Source organism: Streptomyces sp. NRRL F-525, from assembly GCF_000716605.1.
In the GTDB taxonomy this organism is placed as follows: domain Bacteria; phylum Actinomycetota; class Actinomycetes; order Streptomycetales; family Streptomycetaceae; genus Streptomyces.
In genome coordinates this window covers 85,717-101,972 of record NZ_JNXE01000014.1, presented here as the reverse complement: position 1 = coordinate 101,972, position 16,256 = coordinate 85,717, and the positions used below count along the sequence as shown (strand labels likewise).

General features: G+C 70.3%; 11 protein-coding genes and 1 tRNA gene. 5 read left to right on the top strand and 7 right to left on the bottom strand.

Annotated features, from left to right (window positions below; all coding sequences use genetic code 11):
- Positions 1-137 precede the first annotated feature (137 nt).
- Positions 138-2,333 carry an elongation factor G-like protein EF-G2 gene (locus OO69_RS20925; RefSeq protein WP_033282252.1) on the top strand — a complete coding sequence of 732 codons (2,196 nt, stop codon included), beginning with the start codon at positions 138-140 and terminating at the stop codon, positions 2,331-2,333.
- Between the two features lie 208 nt (positions 2,334-2,541).
- A complete protein-coding gene (locus tag OO69_RS20920) occupies positions 2,542-4,206 on the top strand; it encodes a hypothetical protein (protein WP_033282251.1) in 1,665 nt (554 codons plus the stop codon).
- A gap of 21 nt (positions 4,207-4,227) precedes the next feature.
- Here OO69_RS20920 and OO69_RS20915 read toward each other — a convergent pair whose 3' ends face one another.
- Entirely contained in the window at positions 4,228-4,788 is a 561-nt protein-coding gene (locus tag OO69_RS20915; protein WP_033282250.1) for an HIT family protein, read from the bottom strand.
- Positions 4,789-4,855: 67 nt separating this feature from the next.
- Between OO69_RS20915 and OO69_RS20910 the strand changes: the two genes are divergently transcribed.
- Positions 4,856-5,512: a potassium channel family protein gene (locus tag OO69_RS20910; RefSeq protein WP_033282249.1), complete on the top strand. Its 657-nt coding sequence runs from the start codon at positions 4,856-4,858 to the stop codon at positions 5,510-5,512.
- Between the two features lie 33 nt (positions 5,513-5,545).
- Here OO69_RS20910 and thrS read toward each other — a convergent pair whose 3' ends face one another.
- From thrS to OO69_RS20895, 3 genes are all read right to left on the bottom strand, one after another.
- Positions 5,546-7,522, bottom strand: a complete 1,977-nt coding sequence (gene thrS / locus OO69_RS20905) for a threonine--tRNA ligase (RefSeq protein WP_033282248.1) — start codon at positions 7,520-7,522, stop codon at positions 5,546-5,548.
- A 113-nt stretch (positions 7,523-7,635) separates the two neighbouring features.
- Entirely contained in the window at positions 7,636-8,859 is a 1,224-nt protein-coding gene (locus OO69_RS20900; protein WP_033282247.1) for a hypothetical protein, read from the bottom strand.
- Positions 8,856-9,422, bottom strand: coding sequence for a DUF4365 domain-containing protein (locus OO69_RS20895; protein ID WP_033282246.1), 567 nt, complete (start codon positions 9,420-9,422; stop codon positions 8,856-8,858). Before OO69_RS20895 ends, OO69_RS20900 begins: the two co-directional genes overlap by 4 nt.
- A 182-nt stretch (positions 9,423-9,604) precedes the next feature.
- Between OO69_RS20895 and OO69_RS20890 the strand changes: the two genes are divergently transcribed.
- Positions 9,605-10,333: a 3'-5' exonuclease gene (locus OO69_RS20890; protein ID WP_033282245.1), complete on the top strand. Its 729-nt coding sequence runs from the start codon at positions 9,605-9,607 to the stop codon at positions 10,331-10,333.
- A gap of 53 nt (positions 10,334-10,386) precedes the next feature.
- On the opposite strand, the gene OO69_RS20885 is transcribed toward OO69_RS20890, so the two are convergent.
- Positions 10,387-10,458 (bottom strand) — tRNA-Val (locus OO69_RS20885).
- Between the two features lie 39 nt (positions 10,459-10,497).
- Entirely contained in the window at positions 10,498-10,944 is a 447-nt protein-coding gene (locus OO69_RS20880) for an SRPBCC family protein (RefSeq protein ID WP_033282244.1), read from the bottom strand.
- A 65-nt stretch (positions 10,945-11,009) separates the two neighbouring features.
- Here OO69_RS20880 and OO69_RS20875 point away from each other — a divergent pair, with 65 nt between their 5' ends.
- Complete coding sequence (locus OO69_RS20875; RefSeq protein ID WP_033282243.1) at positions 11,010-13,502, top strand: SCO7613 C-terminal domain-containing membrane protein; 2,493 nt, start codon at positions 11,010-11,012, stop codon at positions 13,500-13,502.
- Between the two features lie 7 nt (positions 13,503-13,509).
- Here OO69_RS20875 and OO69_RS20870 read toward each other — a convergent pair whose 3' ends face one another.
- Complete coding sequence (locus OO69_RS20870; RefSeq protein ID WP_033282242.1) at positions 13,510-16,245, bottom strand: Tat pathway signal sequence domain protein; 2,736 nt, start codon at positions 16,243-16,245, stop codon at positions 13,510-13,512.
- Positions 16,246-16,256: the final 11 nt, after the last annotated feature.

The window sequence follows — 16,256 nt, the reverse complement described above, 5'->3', positions numbered from 1 at the left end:
GATCGCGTCCGCTGTATGGACGCACCGTGACCGGAGTGGAAAGCTCGAACCACCGCGGGCGTCATCGGAGCCGCCACCGCACGCGGCTGCGTGTGTCCGCGCCCACAGTGACCTCACCGTGTACGGGAGGCAAGGCCATGGGCGACAAGGCGAACGCACACCCCGGAGCCGCCGGCAGGGCTACAGCGGCCGACCAACCCGCGTCCGTACGGAATGTGGTGCTGGTCGGCCACTCCGGATCGGGCAAGACGACTCTGGTGGAGGCCCTCGCGCTGACCGCGGGGGCGGTGAACCGGGCGGGCCGCGTGGAGGACGGCGGCACCGTCTCCGACTACGACGAGATCGAGCACCGGCAGCAGCGCTCGGTGCAGCTCTCCCTGGTGCCCGTCGACTGGGACGGGTACAAGGTCAATCTTCTCGACACCCCCGGGTACGCCGATTTCGTCGGCGAGTTGAGGGCCGGTCTGCGCGCGGCGGACGCGGCCCTCTTCGTCGTCTCGGCCTCCGACGGCGTGGACGGCTCGACCCGCATGGTGTGGGAGGAGTGCGCGGCGGTCGGCATGCCGCGCGCCATCGTCATCACGCATCTGGAGTCCGCCCGCGCGGACTTCGAGTCGATGACCCGGTACTGCGCGGAGGCCTTCGGCGCGGACGACCCCGACGCCGTACTCCCCCTGTATCTGCCGCTGCACGGCGCGCCTGGGCCGGACGGGCACGCGCCCGTGGCCGGTCTGGTCGGGCTGCTGTCGCAGAAGCTGTTCGACTACGCCTCCGGGGAGCGCAAGGAGTCCGAGCCCGGGCCGGACCAGCTGCCGCGGATCGAGGAGGCGCGCAACCGGCTCATCGAGGGGATCATCGCGGAGAGCGAGGACGAGACCCTCATGGACCGCTATCTCGGCGGCGAGGAGATCGACGTCAAGACGCTGATCGGCGATCTGGAGCGGGCCGTGGCGCGCGGGGTCTTCTTTCCCGTTCTGGCGGCCGCTCCGGCCGCCGAGGGAGCCCGGCAGGGTCTCGGCACCGTCGAGCTGCTGGAGCTGATCACAGGCGGCTTCCCGACCCCGCTGGAGCGCACGGCGCCCGGGGTCACCACGGTCGACGGCAGGGCGCGTGAGCTCAAGCCGTGCGACCCGAACGGTCCGCTGGTCGCCGAGGTCGTGAAGACCGCCTCCGACCCGTACGTCGGCCGCGTCTCCCTGGTGCGCGTCTTCTCCGGGACGCTGCGGCCCGACGCGACCGTCCACGTCTCCGGGCACGGCCTCGCCGACCGCGGGCACGAGGACCACGACGTCGACGAACGCGTCGGCGCCCTGTCCGCGCCCTTCGGCAAGCAGCAGCGGGCGCTCACGCACTGCATCGCGGGCGACCTCGCGTGCGTGGCGAAGCTCGGCCGCGCGGAGACCGGGGACACGCTTTCGGCCAAGGACGACCCGCTCCTGATGGAGCCCTGGGAGATGCCCGACCCCCTGCTGCCACTCGCCATCCAGGCACACAGCAAGGCCGACGAGGACAAGCTCTCGCAGGGCCTGAGCAGGCTCGTCGCCGAGGACCCGACCATGCGCCTGGAGCAGAACCAGGACACCCACCAGGTCGTCCTGTGGTGCCTCGGCGAGGCCCACGCGGACGTCGCGCTGGAACGGCTGCGCAGTCGCTACGGCGTCCAGGTGGACCTCGTACCGCACAAGGTCTCCCTACGGGAGACGTTCGCCGCCAAGGCGCAGGGACGCGGCCGGCACGTCAAACAGTCCGGCGGGCACGGGCAGTTCGCGATCTGCGAGATCGAGGTCGAGCCGCTGCCGGGCGGCACGGGCATCGAGTTCGTGGACAAGGTCATCGGCGGCGCGGTGCCCCGGCAGTTCATCCCGTCGGTGGAGAAGGGCGTAAGGGCCCAGGCGGCGAGGGGAGTCGCGGCCGGCCATCCGCTTCTGGACGTACGGATCACGCTCTTGGACGGCAAGGCGCACTCGGTGGACTCCTCGGACGCCGCGTTCCAGACGGCCGGGGCGCTGGCCTTGCGAGAGGCCGCGGTGGACGCGAAGATCCATCTCCTGGAACCGGTGGCCGAGGTGACCGTGCTGGTCGGCGACGACTACGTGGGCGCGGTCATGAGCGACCTCTCCGGGCGCCGGGGCCGCGTGCTCGGCACCGAGCAGACGACCGGCGGGCGCACCCTGATCCGCGCCGAGGTACCGGAGATAGAGATCGGCCGCTACGCCGTGGACCTCCGCTCCCTCTCGCACGGCACCGCGCGCTTCAACCGCGCCTACGCCCGCCACGAGCCGATGCCTCCACAGATCGCCGAACGGATCCGCGAAGAGGCGGGCGACGCCTAGGAGTTGATGCCGAGGGGCTCACTTGTGGCGTGCGGCGACCCACAAGTGACCTAAAAGGAACGATCACTTCCGGGTCGGCGGGCAGCTTCCGCTGTCCGCCGACGGATGTCAGTGATGGCCGATACGCTGATGACCTGATCAACAGGTGTGCGGAGCACGGAAGTCGGGAAAGCCGCAGAAGCGGGAACAGCGGCGATCGGGGGCGGGAATGACCGTTGACAGCGGTTACGCGGACATCTTCGGACCACAGGTGCCGCGTACCGGCGACGAGGGGCAGACGGCGACCTTCGCGCTGGCCTCGGCGGCCTACCGGGACAACCCGGTGGCCGACATCAAGAAGGCCGACAACGAATGGCACCAGACGACGGTCAATCCGGGAATCTGGACGACGCTCTTCCGCCCCAACCTCGGTGAGGCGTTCTCCGGAGCCGTGGTGGCCCGCATGCTCGGCCCCGGACGCAAGCCGCTCATCCAGTCGTTCGGCACCGAACCGCAGTCCGTCGTCGAGCATGCCCTGGCGGCCAACAACATCCGCCGCGCGCGGGACAACAGGCTGTCCATGATCATGGTGCTGTGCGGCCTGCTCTTCCTGCCCGGGCTCATCGTCTGGCTGCTGGTCTTCCAGCTGCGGAGCATGATCGACAAAGGCACCAAGAACAACAAGAGGGCCGGTGCGATCGCCACGACTCTGCTCGTCGCGGTGGGCGCCGTCGCCGTGATCTTCCTGATCAAGATGCCGTTCCACGGCTTCTGGTCCTGGTACGCACGCGCGTGCGTTATCCTCCCCGTGGTCGGCTGGCTGTGGGCCAAGCAGGTCTGCGAGAACACCGCGAAGGACCTGCGCGGGCGCTGGGACAGCCTGCTGTCCGGCAGCAGCGTCGGCGCCAAGGTCCCGGAGGCGGTGCCGACCAGCCCCGGCGAGACGCAGGCCGAGCAACTGCGCCAGTCCCTGGCCAAACTCAGCGCCGAGCAGCAGTCCAACTCCATCTTCTACGCAGGCACCAAGGGCATCCTCGGCATGGGCACCCGCTGGGGCAGTTGGCAGCTCGCCGAGGACCTGATCGCGCGGGACGCCGACCGGGAGATCCACCCCTTCCGCAGCTGGGACGTCATCCGCAACATCCACGACGACCTGCGCATGCTGGAGCGGAACACGATCAACACCGGCGGCTTCCCGAAGGCATCCATACGGCACTGGGTCGTCACGCATATCGGAGAGGGCGCCAAGGCGGTGTCCCGGCCCGAGGGCACAGACGTGGACGCGTACCAGGTCAAGACGCACGCCATACAAGACATCTGCAACAAGCAGCAGTTCGGCAGCGGCGACCGGCACTACCTGGGTGTCCAGTGGACGCTCTGGGAAGGCCAGCTGGTCATGACCATGATGATCACGGTGACCGTGCTGCACAAAACGCTGCGCGTCGAGATCACCGGGCACGCCCTCGGGCCGGTGAACTCGCTGTTCACCGGCAAGCCCGAGGCCCCGTCGAAGGACGTCCAGAAGACCCTCAAGCCGTGGGAGACCCGCAAGGTCAAGCTCCCGCTCGTCCCCGCCGGCGAGGTCGTACGCCTCGCGGTCCGCGCCCCGATCACCTGGTACCCGCCGCTGCTGAACTGGCTGGGCGGTTCCATATCCCTGCCCGAGCCGTTCGGCCTGCGGCATGCCTGGGCCGACCAGCCCTGGCGCCACCGCTTCATGGCGGACGACGCGCTGCGCGCCGCGACACCGGTCCTGCGCGTGGTCCACGCCGCGGCGATCCGCGTCCTGGACGAGAACGGCGTGGACACGGAGAAGTTCAGCAGCCGATCGTCGGCCCTCAGCGGAGGCGTGCAGGACGTGTCACCGAAGAAGGCGGACCTCTACGACGCGTAGCCGACTGGACGATCGCGTGGCTCACGCCGTGGGCCACGCGTCCGCGAGCATCTTCCGTGTGTCCGCGAGGAGTTGGGGCAGCACCTTCGTGTGGCCGACCACCGGCATGAAGTTCGTGTCGCCGCCCCAGCGCGGGACGATGTGCTGGTGCAGGTGGGCGGCGATGCCCGCGCCCGCCACGCTCCCCTGGTTCATGCCGATGTTGAAACCGTGCGCGCCGGACGCGGTGCGCAGGGCCGTCATCGCCTGCTTGGTGAGCGCCGCCAGCTCCACGGTCTCCGCGTCCGTCAGGTCGGTGTAGTCCGCGACGTGACGGTACGGGACGACCATCAGATGGCCGCCGTTGTACGGGTACAGATTGAGCACCCCGTACACCAGCTCACCGCGCCTGACGATCAGCCCGTCCTCGTCCGATTTCGCCGGAATCGAGCAGAAGGGGCAACCGTCGTCGGCACCGGGGCCGGTCGGCTTGTTCTCGCCCTGGATGTAGGCCATCCGGTGGGGCGTCCAGAGGCGCTGGAACGCGTCCGGCGTGCCCACTCCGATCTGCTGCTCCGGCTCACTCGTCATGCAGGGAAGCATATGGCTTCGCCCGTTCGCGGCGTGTCGCCGGGGTTGCGCGAAACCCCTCCCGCGCCAAGCTGGGCCGATGGACGACGACAGCCGCAAGGCCCGCTGGGAGCAGCGCACTGAGGTCCCCCTCGCCGTGGCGTCCCTGGTCTTCCTCGCCGCCTACGCGGTGCGCATCCTGGCCCACGGCCTGCCGGACACCTGGCAGGACCTCTGCCTCGCCGTGCTGTTCGCCGCGTGGGCGCTCTTCGCCGTCGACTACGCGGTCCGCTGGCGCCTGAGCCGACAGCACCTGCGCTTCGTCCGCACGCACTGGCTGGACACCCTGGTCCTGCTCCTGCCCCTCCTCCGGCCACTGCGCGTCGTCAGGGTCTACGAGGCCGTCCAGCGACGGCACGGACAACCCCGACTCGCCCTGCACGCGCGCGTGATCGTCTACGCCGGCCTGTCCACCGTCCTGCTCGGCTTCGCCGGCGCCCTCTCCGTCTACCACGAGGAACACGCGGCCCCGGGCGCGACGATAAAGACCTTCGGCGACGCCGTGTGGTGGACCTGCGCGACCTTCGCGACCGTCGGCTACGGCGACGTGGCCCCCGTCACCCCGCTCGGCCGCCTGATCGCCGTAGGCATGATGGCCATCGGCCTGGCCCTGCTCGGCGCGGTCACCGGAACCTTCGCCTCCTGGCTGCTCCAGGTCTTCACGAGGGAGGACGACGAGAGGCCCCCGGGGAGCTGAAGAACTCCCCGAGGGCCTCTCAAAGCAACAGGATCAGACCTGCACGCGGTCCGCCACGACCTGCTCGATCTTCGCGATGGCGTCGTCGAAGGCGATGCCGTTCTCCTGCGAGCCGTCGCGGTAACGGAAGGACACCGTCCCGCCGTTCATGTCCTCGTCGCCGACGATGACCATGAACGGGACCTTCTGCTTCTGCGCGTTGCGGATCTTCTTCTGCATCCGGTCCGAGGACGAGTCGACCTCGACGCGCAGCCCCTTCTTCTTCGCCGCCACGGCGAACTTCTCCAGGTACTCCACGTGCCCGTCGCCGATCGGGATCCCGACCGCCTGCACCGGCGCCAGCCACGCCGGGAACGCGCCCGCGTAGTGCTCCAGGAGCACCGCGAAGAACCGCTCGATGGAACCGAACAGCGCGCGGTGGATCATGACCGGCCGCTGCTTGGAACCGTCGGGCCCGGTGTACTCCAGGTCGAACCGCTCCGGCAGGTTGAAGTCCAGCTGGACCGTGGACATCTGCCAGGTCCGCCCGATCGCGTCCTTCGTCTGGACGGAGATCTTCGGACCGTAGAACGCGGCGCCACCCGGGTCGGGAACGAGCGGCAGACCCTGCTTCTCGGCGACCTGGCGCAGCGTCTCCGTGGCCTCTTCCCAGACCTCGTCCGAGCCGACGAACTTCTCCGGGTCCTTGGTCGACAGCTCCAGGTAGAAGTCCGTCAGGCCGTAGTCCCGCAGCAGGTTGAGGACGAAGGTGAGCGTCTTGTCGAGCTCGTCGGCCATCTGCTCGCGCGTGCAGTAGATGTGCGCGTCGTCCTGCGTGAAGCCGCGCGCCCGGGTCAGACCGTGCACGACGCCCGACTTCTCGTACCGGTACACGGTCCCGAACTCGAAGAGGCGCAGCGGCAGTTCACGGTACGAGCGGCCGCGCGCGTCGAAGATCAGGTTGTGCATCGGGCAGTTCATGGGCTTGAGGTAGTAGTCCACGCCCTCGTCGAGCTGCATGGGCGGGTACATGCCGTCGGCGTACCAGTCCAGGTGCCCGGACGTCTCGAAGAGCTTCCCCTTCGTCGCGTGCGGCGTGTAGACGAACTCGTAGCCCTCCTCCTCGTGCCGGCGCCGCGAGTAGTCCTCCATGACCCGGCGGACGACCCCGCCCTTGGGGTGGAAGACCGCGAGGCCGGAGCCGATCTGCTCCGGGATGGAGAACAGATCCAGCTCGCTGCCCAGCTTGCGGTGGTCGCGCTTCTCGGCCTCGACCAGGAAGTCGAGGTGCGCCTTCAGCTCCTCCTTGGAGGGCCAGGCGGTGCCGTAGATGCGCTGGAGCATGGGGTTCTTCTCGCTGCCGCGCCAGTAGGCGGCCGCGTTGCGCATCAGCTTGAACGCCGGGATGTTGCGCGTGGTGGGCAGGTGCGGACCGCGGCAGAGGTCCTTCCAGCACAGGTCGCCGGTCTTGGCGTCGAGGTTGTCGTAGATCGTCAGCTCGCCGCCGCCGACCTCGACGTCCGCGCCGTCGTCCGTGGACGCGGAGCCCTTGATGCCGATGAGTTCGAGCTTGTACGGCTCGTTGGCCAGCTCCTCGCGGGCGTCCTCATCGGTGACGACGCGGCGCGAGAACCTCTGCCCCCGCTTCTGGATCTCCTGCATCTTCTTCTCGATGGCCTTGAGATCCTCGGGCGTGAACGGCCGCTCGACATCGAAGTCGTAGTAAAAACCGTCCTTGACCGGCGGGCCGATGCCCAGCTTGGCCTCGGGGAACAGCTCCTGCACGGCCTGCGCCATGACATGCGCGGTGGAGTGGCGCAGGATGTTGAGGCCGTCGGTGGAGGAGATCTCGACGGGCTCGACTTCCTCCCCCTCGGAGACGACGTACGCCAGGTCCTTGAGCTCCCCGGCCACGCGCGCGGCGATGATCGAGCGCTCGCCGGCGAAGAGTTCCGCGGCCGTGGTGCCCGTCGTCACCGTGCGCTCTTCCCGCTCGGAATCGCGTTGGATGATCACACGGACGTCTGACACGGGTCTCTCCTGACTACAGGGTGGATGCGGCGCCATACCGTGAGCGCGCGCAATAGGGGATCGTACCGACCCTAAGGGGCCCACCGCGAAACGGTCGCCCCCACTCCCCTGGCTCAGTCCTCCCCGCTGCACGCCTCCTCGAAGAAGTCGAGGTTCTCCTGGAGGGACTTCATCAGCCGGTCCCGCTCCGCCTCGTCCACCTGCACGGGTACGACCCCGGAGGCACCGGTCAGCCGCCGGAACCCACCCCGGCTCTCCAGCCGCCCGTGCACCCGCACCGGCAGCCCGACGAGGTGGGCGTGCCCGGCTATGCGATACGACTCCTCGTCCAGGGTCATCCGGACGTGCCCGACCTCCGCGCCGGCGATCACCTGCATCCGTACGGTGCCCTCGCCGCGCGGCCCCGACCTGCGCATCCGTACCACCGAGCCGGTGATCCGCACAGGCATGGACGGTTCCTCGCGCAGATAGCGGGCCCCGGCCGCGCGCAGCACGGGCAGGTCGCCGGGCGAGAACTCGACGGCCTCGACGGGGGCGGAGCAGCCCTCGGGGACACCCGCGCCGGGCGCCCACTCGACGGCGATCCGGGCACCCTCCGTACCGCGCACGAGCGCGACGACGGCTTCGGTCAACTCCCGGCTCACGCCCGCTTCTACGGCCCCGTCGAAGGCGTCCATGCCGCCGGTGGCCCGCTCGTAGTCGATGGCCTCGCGGGTGGCGTACAGGGCCTGGTGGAGGCGTACGGCGAGAGCGCGGCCGGTCTCGACCGGGACGAACGCGGTGAGTTGGCGGCCGCCGGGCGCGGAGCCGACGAGGACGTGTTCGAGGGACGCGGCGGCGGGGCGGCGGTGGCGGGCGCCGTAATAACCGGCACGCGCGCGTGTGGCGAGTGCGGCGGCGAGCAGCATCTGGCGGGCGGCGGCGCGGAGTTGCTCCTCCACGGTCCAGGACGCGACGCCCGCGGGGCCGGTCGGGATGTCGCGCCACCAGCGGATCTCGTCGCTCGGTACGGCGAGGCCGACGAGGACCTCGCGGGCGGAGGGGGTGTTGCTGCGGGCGAGCGCGTCGAGCGCCTCGCCGAGGAGGTCGTCACTGTCGGGGAAGGCCCGGCTCTCGGGGACCAGGAGGCTCGTCCCGGAGCCGCCGGGCCCGGGTGGGGTCCAGCGGCCGTACCGTCCGGGCGCTCCGCCGCGCCGCTGCCAGCCGTGCCGGCGCAGCAGGGCGCCGAGGACGGCGGGGTCGACCTGGTCGGGCTCCGGGGGCTGTTCCCAGGAGGTGGGGTCCACGGGGTGCGGCCGTACCGTCCGCAGGTGTTCCTCGACCGAGCGGTGCCTCATGGCCTGCCTCCCGTCCCGACCCGCGTCATGATCTCGCACAGCGCCCGGTCGTCGAAGATGCGCGAGGTCGGTATTCGCACGGTGGTCCGGTTCCTGCCGGTGATCGCGTGACCGGCGAGGTTGACCCAGTAGCAGCAGTGCCGCAGGTCGAGCCGGTCGTGGCTGGCGCGCAGCCAGTCGTCCTGCGAACGCGGGACGAGCATCACGACCAGGATCTTGTGCACCGAGACCGGTGTGCGGGCGAGCTTGCGCAGATGGTCGTTGTCGAGCGTGAAGGAGAAGGAACGTCCCGGCGGATTCGGCGGGATCTGGTAAGTGCACTTGAGCTGCACTTTTATCGTGACCTCGTCGTCCACCGTGTGCCCGGGCGAGCCGTGACTGACGTGCCAGTCGATGCCGTTGTCCGGAAAGGGTTGCGACAGCGAGCAGCCGGCCGCGGCGGCGACGGCGTGCAGATAGCCCACCTGCAGAGTCTCCATGCAGGCGGTGGTGGCGAGCGATCCGCGATGGGGTGCCGTCCGTTCGGGCAGCAGCCCGCCCCGCTCGGGCTGCGCTATCACCATGGCCAACAGCCTTCCAAGTTCAGGTGAATTGTGGTGCAGAATGCCTGCTCCGGGTCGCTGAACTGCAAAGACCCGCACTCCTGTTGTGTCCTTCCGGCGTACGGCGCAAACAGCCCGGGTATCACCAAACTGGCAGAAGACGGTGCGTCAGCTGCCGTGGGTGAACGAGGAGTTGTGTACGTATGACGTGCTGGTACGAGGGCCCGTTGGCCGCGTTCGACACGGAGACCACGGGCGTGGATGTGGAGACCGACCGGATCGTGTCGGCCGCGATCGTCGTCCAGGACGCCCCCGGTACCCGCCCCCGGGTGGCCCGGTGGCTGGTGAACCCGGGGGTGCCGGTGCCCGCCGGGGCGACGGCGATCCATGGACTGACGGATGAGCATCTTCAGCGCAACGGCCGCTGGCCCGCGCCGGTGATGCACGAGATAGCCGACGAGCTGGCCGAACAGGCCGCGATGGGACGCCCGTTGGTGGTCATGAACGCACCGTTCGACCTGACCCTGCTGGACCGCGAACTGCGCCGCCACCGCGCGTGCTCGCTGGACCAGTGGTTCGAGTCGACGCCCCTGCGGGTCCTGGATCCCCGGGTCCTGGACAAACATCTGGACCGCTACCGCAAGGGCCGCCGCACCCTCACCGACCTGTGCGCGCACTACGGCGTCGAGTTGGAGGGCGCGCACGACGCGGGCGCGGACGCGCTGGCCTCCCTGGAGGTGGTCCGCGCCCTGGGCCGCCGCTTCGCGACCCGCCTGGAACGCCTGTCCCCCGCCGAGCTGCACACCCTGCAGTCGACGTGGCACGCGGCCCAAGCACGCGGCCTCCAGGCGTGGTTCGCGCGCAGCGGCACCCCGGAGTCGGTGGACCAGTCGTGGCCACTGCGCCCGGGTCTGACGGCGGAGGCCGCATAACCGCACAGGCACAGCAAAAAGCCGGTCCGCTGCTGCGGACCGGCCTTTCCCGGTGGGCGATACTGGGTTCGAACCAGTGACCTCTTCGGTGTGAACGAAGCGCTCTCCCACTGAGCTAATCGCCCGGGAACGCACCGAACAATACAGGCCCCCGCCGGTTTCCTTCAAACCGCTTCCAGGTACGTGAGGAGCCCGCGCCGCCCGGCCCGCATCATCAGCGCGTGGTTGAGGCGGAACACCGGCCGCCCGGGTACGGCGAACCACCTGAGCAACGGCCGGTTCAGGTCGACCTCCTGGTCGTAGCGGGCGAGCGTGCCGGCACCGTCGGCCGTGAGGGTCCAGCGCGCCCAGCCCACCAGATCACCGGTCATCGCGATCTCCAGCACCCCGGCGGCCGGATCGCGCCGCACTTCGCGCGCGGTGAAGGTCAGGACGTACGGCAGGCTCGCGCGGATGCGGATGACGCCGGTCGTGTCGTCGACGCGGTCGACCGCGCGCACCTGCGGCCACCAGCGCGGATAGTCCTCGGCCCGTTCCAGGACCGGGTACACGACGGCGGGCGGCGCGGGCAGGGACCACCGGGCGCGGAAACGGTAATGGGACCAGTCCATGGCGGGAGTCTGCCCGGTCCCGGGCCCGTCTCCCGGCCACCAGGCGCGTTTGAGTACGCGTACTCATGTCGTACGACGTGACGGGCACCACACTCCGAGTCATGACGCACATTCCGCCCCCGGCCGTGGAGCTGGGGATCCTGGACGCCGAGCTGCGCCAACTGGACGCCCGCCGGACCCAGTTGCTGCACCGGCGTGCCTGGCTGCTGACCGTGCTCCAGCCGGTGCGGCCCGCACCCGTGCTGTCGCCGCCGCCCGCCACACCGCCCCGGCGTGAGGCCACCGCACCGAGCGTGCAGAACGTGCTGCTCCTGCTCGGCGCCACCCTGCTCATCCTCGCGGCGATCGCGTTCACGCTGGTCAGCTGGGGGTCGATGGGGATCGCGGGCCGGGCGCTGGTGCTCGGCGCGGTGACCCTGGCGACGCTCGGCGCACCCGTCGTGCTGCTGCGCCGGGGCCTGCGCTCCACGGCCGAGTCGCTCGCGGGCCTCGGCCTCGCCCTGACGGTGCTGGACGCGTACGCGCTGCACGAGGTCGCCTTCCCGGACGGGGACGGCGTGACGTTCGCGGCAGCGGCGGCGACGGCGCTGACGGCGCTCTGGACGGCGTACGGCATCGGACTCGCCGCACTCCCGAACCCGGCCAACGCCCGCGCGGAACAGGCCGGCCCCCTCCCGGACCCCGCCGGACCCGCGGCGCTGCCCAGCCCGCCCATCGCCCGCGCGGACCAGCCCTCACCGACCCTTCTCCTCCCCCTCCCCGCCGCGCTCGCGATCGCCCAACTCCCCTTGCTTCTCTGGGCGATCGCGGTCGGCGGGGGCCCTCACACGATCACGGCCGCGCTCCTGCTGACCGCCATGATCGACATGGTTGTCGCGCTCCGGGTCTCCCCGAAGACCGTTCGTCTCGTCGCCGCAGGCGGGGCGTTCGGCATGGGTGGCTGGGGCGTGCTGGCGGCCGGCGTGATCTCTTTGGACGCGTCCGGTCCGGGCGCCGCCGCCCGTGCGGCGGCGCTCTTCACTCTCGCGGCGGCGGGCGCGTTCGGTGCCGCGTGGCTGGCGACCGGCCGGGGACTGAGGACGTGTACGGCCGCGGCGGGCGGCCTGTTCCTGGTCGCCGCGCTCGGCGGAATGGCGCGTGCGACGCTGCCCGCCGACTGGACGGTTCCCGGCTATCTGGCTTGCGGAGTAGCCCTGTTGGCGCTCGTACGGGGCCGGCTCCCCGAGCCCGTACGGCAGGGCCTCTGCTGGGCCTCCGGCGCCGTACAGGCGAGCGCGGTGCTGTGGACGCTGCCGGTCGTCGGGGTCACACTGCTCGGTCCGGCCGCGTGGTTGTCGCACGCCTGGTCCGGTGCACCGGGCAACGCCCGTGACGCGGCGGCGATGGACGCCTTCTGGCCGCCGCATGCCACCACAACTCCCCTGGTTCTCGCGGCGGTTGCGGCGATCCTGGCCCGCACGGTCCGCAACGCCGAGTGGAAGCCCCAGGCACGCTTCGCCGCGCTGACCCTCGCCTGGGCGACGGCGATCACCGTCCCGACCACACTGCAACTGCCCTACAGCGTCAGCCTGTTGACGCAGGGGCTCGCGATCATCGCCCTCCTCGCCCTCGCGCACCGCGCCGCGACACTCCTCGCTCTGCTCGCCTCCCTCAGCCTGGCCGCCCTCTCCCTGGCCACGGAGCCGGCCACACTCGCCGTACTCGCGTCCCTGACCGCCGCGTTCGCGGTAGCCGCCCGGCGCGACCGACTCACACCGGTCTCCGCCGCCGCGTCCCTCGGCTACGCCACGGCCCTCGCCTGCGCCGTCGGCGCCGCCCTCGACTGGCAGCCGCAGCACATCGCGCTGCTGGTGCTCGCCGTACCGGTGACCGCCGCGCTGCTCGCCGCGCGTCTCACCGAACCGACGACAACGACGGCCGTCGAGGTCACGGGCACCGTCGCGGCCCTGGTCGCGATCGGCCTGTCCACTCTCGAACTGCCCATGTTCGCCCTGGTGTTGGCCCTCTGCGGAGTGATCGCGGCGGGCACGGCGCTACGGCCCGAGCGCAGGAACGTCGGCTACGCGGCCGCCGCCCTCTTCGTCCTGGCCACCTGGGTACGGCTGTCCGCGTGGGACGTCGGCAGCCCCGAGGCGTACACGCTGGCGGTGACCGTCCCGGCACTGCTGGTGGGCGCGTTGCGCAGGCGCCGCGAACCGAACACCTCGTCCTGGACGGCGTACGGTCCCGGGCTCGCCGCCACGCTCGCGCCGAGCCTCCTCGCGGCCTGGGCCGACGCGCACTGGACGCGCCCACTCCTGCTGGGCACGGCCGCACTGCTGGTCACCCTGATCGGAGCGCGGCACCGCCTCCAGGCACCGCTCGTCCTCGGCGGCGCCACCCTCGTACTGGACACGCTGCACGAACTCGCCCCGTACCTCGCCCAGGCCGTCGGCGCCCTGCCCCGCTGGGCACCGCCCGCCCTCGCCGGAGCCCTGCTGCTCGCACTCGGGGCGACGTACGAGCAGCGGATCCGGGACGCCCGGCGGGTGCGGGAGGTCCTGGGGAGGATGAACTAGCCCTGCGCTAGGGCATCTTGTCGCCGAGCAGCGCCAGGTTCTCGATGGCGGCGAGGCCGTACAGCGCGGTGTCGTTCGAGGACACCCACGCGGCCTCGCTGCCCGGGACGAGGGTGACCGGACCGTTCAGCGCCTCCGTCTTCCACGGCGAGGACTCCATGTACCCGTCCGAGCCGTAGAACTTCGTCCACGCCCGCTTGGCGAGTGTCGCGTCGCCGAGTTGTACGGCGGCGTAGGCGTCGAGGCGTGAATGGCCCTGGAAGAGCAGCAGGGTGCCGAAGTTGGAGCCGTAGCGGGCCGCCTGTTCGGTCTTGGAGGCGTTGAAGTAGCGGCAGTAATCCATGTACACCTCCTTGAACTTGGGCATGTCGACGAGGTAAATCAGCTCCGCGCAGAGCTCGTTGAGGCCGAAGACGGCCGAGAGGTGCGAGACGGAGACGACGGATGCGGTGGCGACGGCGAACTTGCCGGTGTCGAGGTCGTACAGCCCGCTCCCCTGCACAAATCCGTTGGGCTGGGCGGCGATTGTCTCCATCGTCGACAGGACGCGCGCCTTGGCCTTCTCCCACTTGGGCCCCCGGCGTTCCCACTCGGTCAGCCACGCCGACACCAACCCGCTCCAGTCCGTGCCGAATCCGATCGACAGGGCGTGCCGGTCGGGGGTGTACGGCGCGGTGCGGATCTTGCGGATCGGGTCGAGGACGAGGAACGTCTCGTCGGAGTCGACGTTCGCCGCCATGAGGTCGCCGACGCGTTCGTCGGCGGTGAGGAAGTAGTAGTAGCGCCGGTAGGTGGTGTTGGCGATGCGCTGCTGCTTGGCACTGTCGGCGTAGTGCTGGACGCCGTGCCGGGTGCCGAGGCCGGCCCATTCGCCGAGGTGGTAGACGTCGACCTCGCCGGTGTGCCGGGTGAGCGCCTCGGCGAAGCGGAAGATGTCCGAGCGGCCCGAGCGGATGTACGCGAACCAGAGCCAGATGTCCGGCGACAGCTCGGAGTTGTCCCAGGCGTAGCCGCCGATGTCGTACCGCCACTGGTGGCGCACGGTGTCGTACGAGTGCATGAAGTCGCCGTAGTCCCAGAAGCCGTACCAACGGCGTTGCGCCACCTGGTCCTTGTAGTAGGCGAAGAGGAAGTCGAGGTGGTCCTCGATCTTCGCCTTGGCGGTGGTGGAGCGGTCCGGCTCGGAGTAGAGGCCGGGTCCGAACACCTTGGACTTGATCAACTGTGCGGGCGGGGCAGCGAGTTGGGGCAACACCCGTACGGCTTGCACCTGTTGGGCGAGGGTCTCCGGCGTCGGCGTCGACTCGTTGGCCCAGAAGAGGAGTTCGGAGGTGCGGGCGATGCCGTACGGGGTGCCGAACTCGGGCTCGTAGTCCTCGTAGGTGATCTCCAGGCCTTCGAGCTGCTTGGCGTACGTGTCCTGGCCCATGCCGTCGTGGTAGAAGCGCAGGTCCATCGGCTGGGCCTCGGGCGACCAGAGCCAGAGGGTGACCTCGGCCTCGTCGGTGTGGGCGGCGCGGATGTCGAGCTGCGCGGGGAACTTCTCCCAGAAGTCCCGCAGCCCGAAGGAGAATCCGCCGCTCGCCCCGCCGACGTACCCGAACCCGGAGGCGTGTCCCCCACCACCGGCGGGGATCCAGCCGTAGCCCTTCGTGGTGCGTTTGCGGAGCGTGAACCCGTCGGCGGAGAGCTGGGAGAGGGTGTAGTCGCCCCACTTCGGGATGTACTGGAGGCGGCTCGTGACGCGCTGGTCCCAGGTGGACGGGTCGGCGAGCTTCTGGCCCGCGTACTGGGCCGCCTGGACGGTCGCGCCCGGGTCGCGGCGCAGGCCAGTGATGCCCTGAACTGCCTCACGCAGTAGGCCAGTTCCCTCTCCGCCGATGCGGATGTGGCGGTCGTAGGCCTGGTCGCGCATCGGCACGGTGAAGCGGACACCGAGGCCGCGGATGAAGTCGCCGCTCGCCTTGCCCGGTTCCACCGTGCCGTCGAAGGTGATCGTGTGCACCATGCGGAAGGAGTCGGCGCCCGCGTAGAAGTAGAGGCGGATCGAGAACGGCAGCCAACTCCGGCCGCCCTTGCGGTGTTTGCCGTCGATGCGGACCACAGCCCGTACCGGGCCGTCCTGTTCGACGGTGACCTCGCCGATCACCCCGTCGAAGCGCTCGGTCTTCACCGCGCCCTGGTCCTCGTCCTCGATCTCGGGCTGGCGGATGAGGACGAGACGGCCGTTCTTCGCGATCTCCGTGCCGCCCCGGGTGACCGACTTGATGAGGGTGGAGCCGTTCTTGCCGATCTTCGCGGTGATGACCCCGGTCGAGATGTCGATGGTGCCGCCGCTCTTGTCGACGGTGACCTTCTTGTCGGGGGCGGTCGTGTCCCCGGCGGCGAGGGTGAGCTTGCCGGAGCCCGAACTCACCGCGTGGGCCGTCCACTTGAGCGATCCGTCGGGCCAGTAGGCGATCGGCCAGGACTGCACCGGAACGGCCGCACCCTCGGCGTCCGTCAGCGCGAAGGTCTGGTCCTCCTGGTAGGTGCCCATCGGCCACGGCACACCGAGCGTCGAACCGGGCGCGGCGCCGAGACCGCCGTCCTCCAGCCAGTCGAGCGTCACCGGGTCGCCGTCGGCTGCCGCGGCTCTGGGCGCGGCCTGGGCGTCCTTCGCGCCAAGCGCCCAGCTGAACTGCGCGGCGGCTCCGGCGACGGCCGCCGCCTTGAGCAGGGACCTGCGGGGAATGGGAGACATGACCTTTCCAC

Excerpts from the sequence above, each read along its gene's own strand:
- OO69_RS20925 (WP_033282252.1), top strand. The coding sequence starts at position 138 with ATGGGCGACAAGGCGAACGCACACCCCGGAGCCGCCGGCAGGGCTACA.
- OO69_RS20920 (WP_033282251.1), top strand. The coding sequence starts at position 2,542 with ATGACCGTTGACAGCGGTTACGCGGACATCTTCGGACCACAGGTGCCG.
- OO69_RS20915 (WP_033282250.1), bottom strand. The coding sequence starts at position 4,788 with ATGCTTCCCTGCATGACGAGTGAGCCGGAGCAGCAGATCGGAGTGGGC.
- OO69_RS20910 (WP_033282249.1), top strand. The coding sequence starts at position 4,856 with ATGGACGACGACAGCCGCAAGGCCCGCTGGGAGCAGCGCACTGAGGTC.
- OO69_RS20900 (WP_033282247.1), bottom strand. The coding sequence starts at position 8,859 with ATGAGGCACCGCTCGGTCGAGGAACACCTGCGGACGGTACGGCCGCAC.
- OO69_RS20895 (WP_033282246.1), bottom strand. The coding sequence starts at position 9,422 with ATGGTGATAGCGCAGCCCGAGCGGGGCGGGCTGCTGCCCGAACGGACG.
- OO69_RS20890 (WP_033282245.1), top strand. The coding sequence starts at position 9,605 with ATGACGTGCTGGTACGAGGGCCCGTTGGCCGCGTTCGACACGGAGACC.
- OO69_RS20880 (WP_033282244.1), bottom strand. The coding sequence starts at position 10,944 with ATGGACTGGTCCCATTACCGTTTCCGCGCCCGGTGGTCCCTGCCCGCG.
- OO69_RS20875 (WP_033282243.1), top strand. The coding sequence starts at position 11,010 with ATGTCGTACGACGTGACGGGCACCACACTCCGAGTCATGACGCACATT.
- OO69_RS20870 (WP_033282242.1), bottom strand. The coding sequence starts at position 16,245 with ATGTCTCCCATTCCCCGCAGGTCCCTGCTCAAGGCGGCGGCCGTCGCC.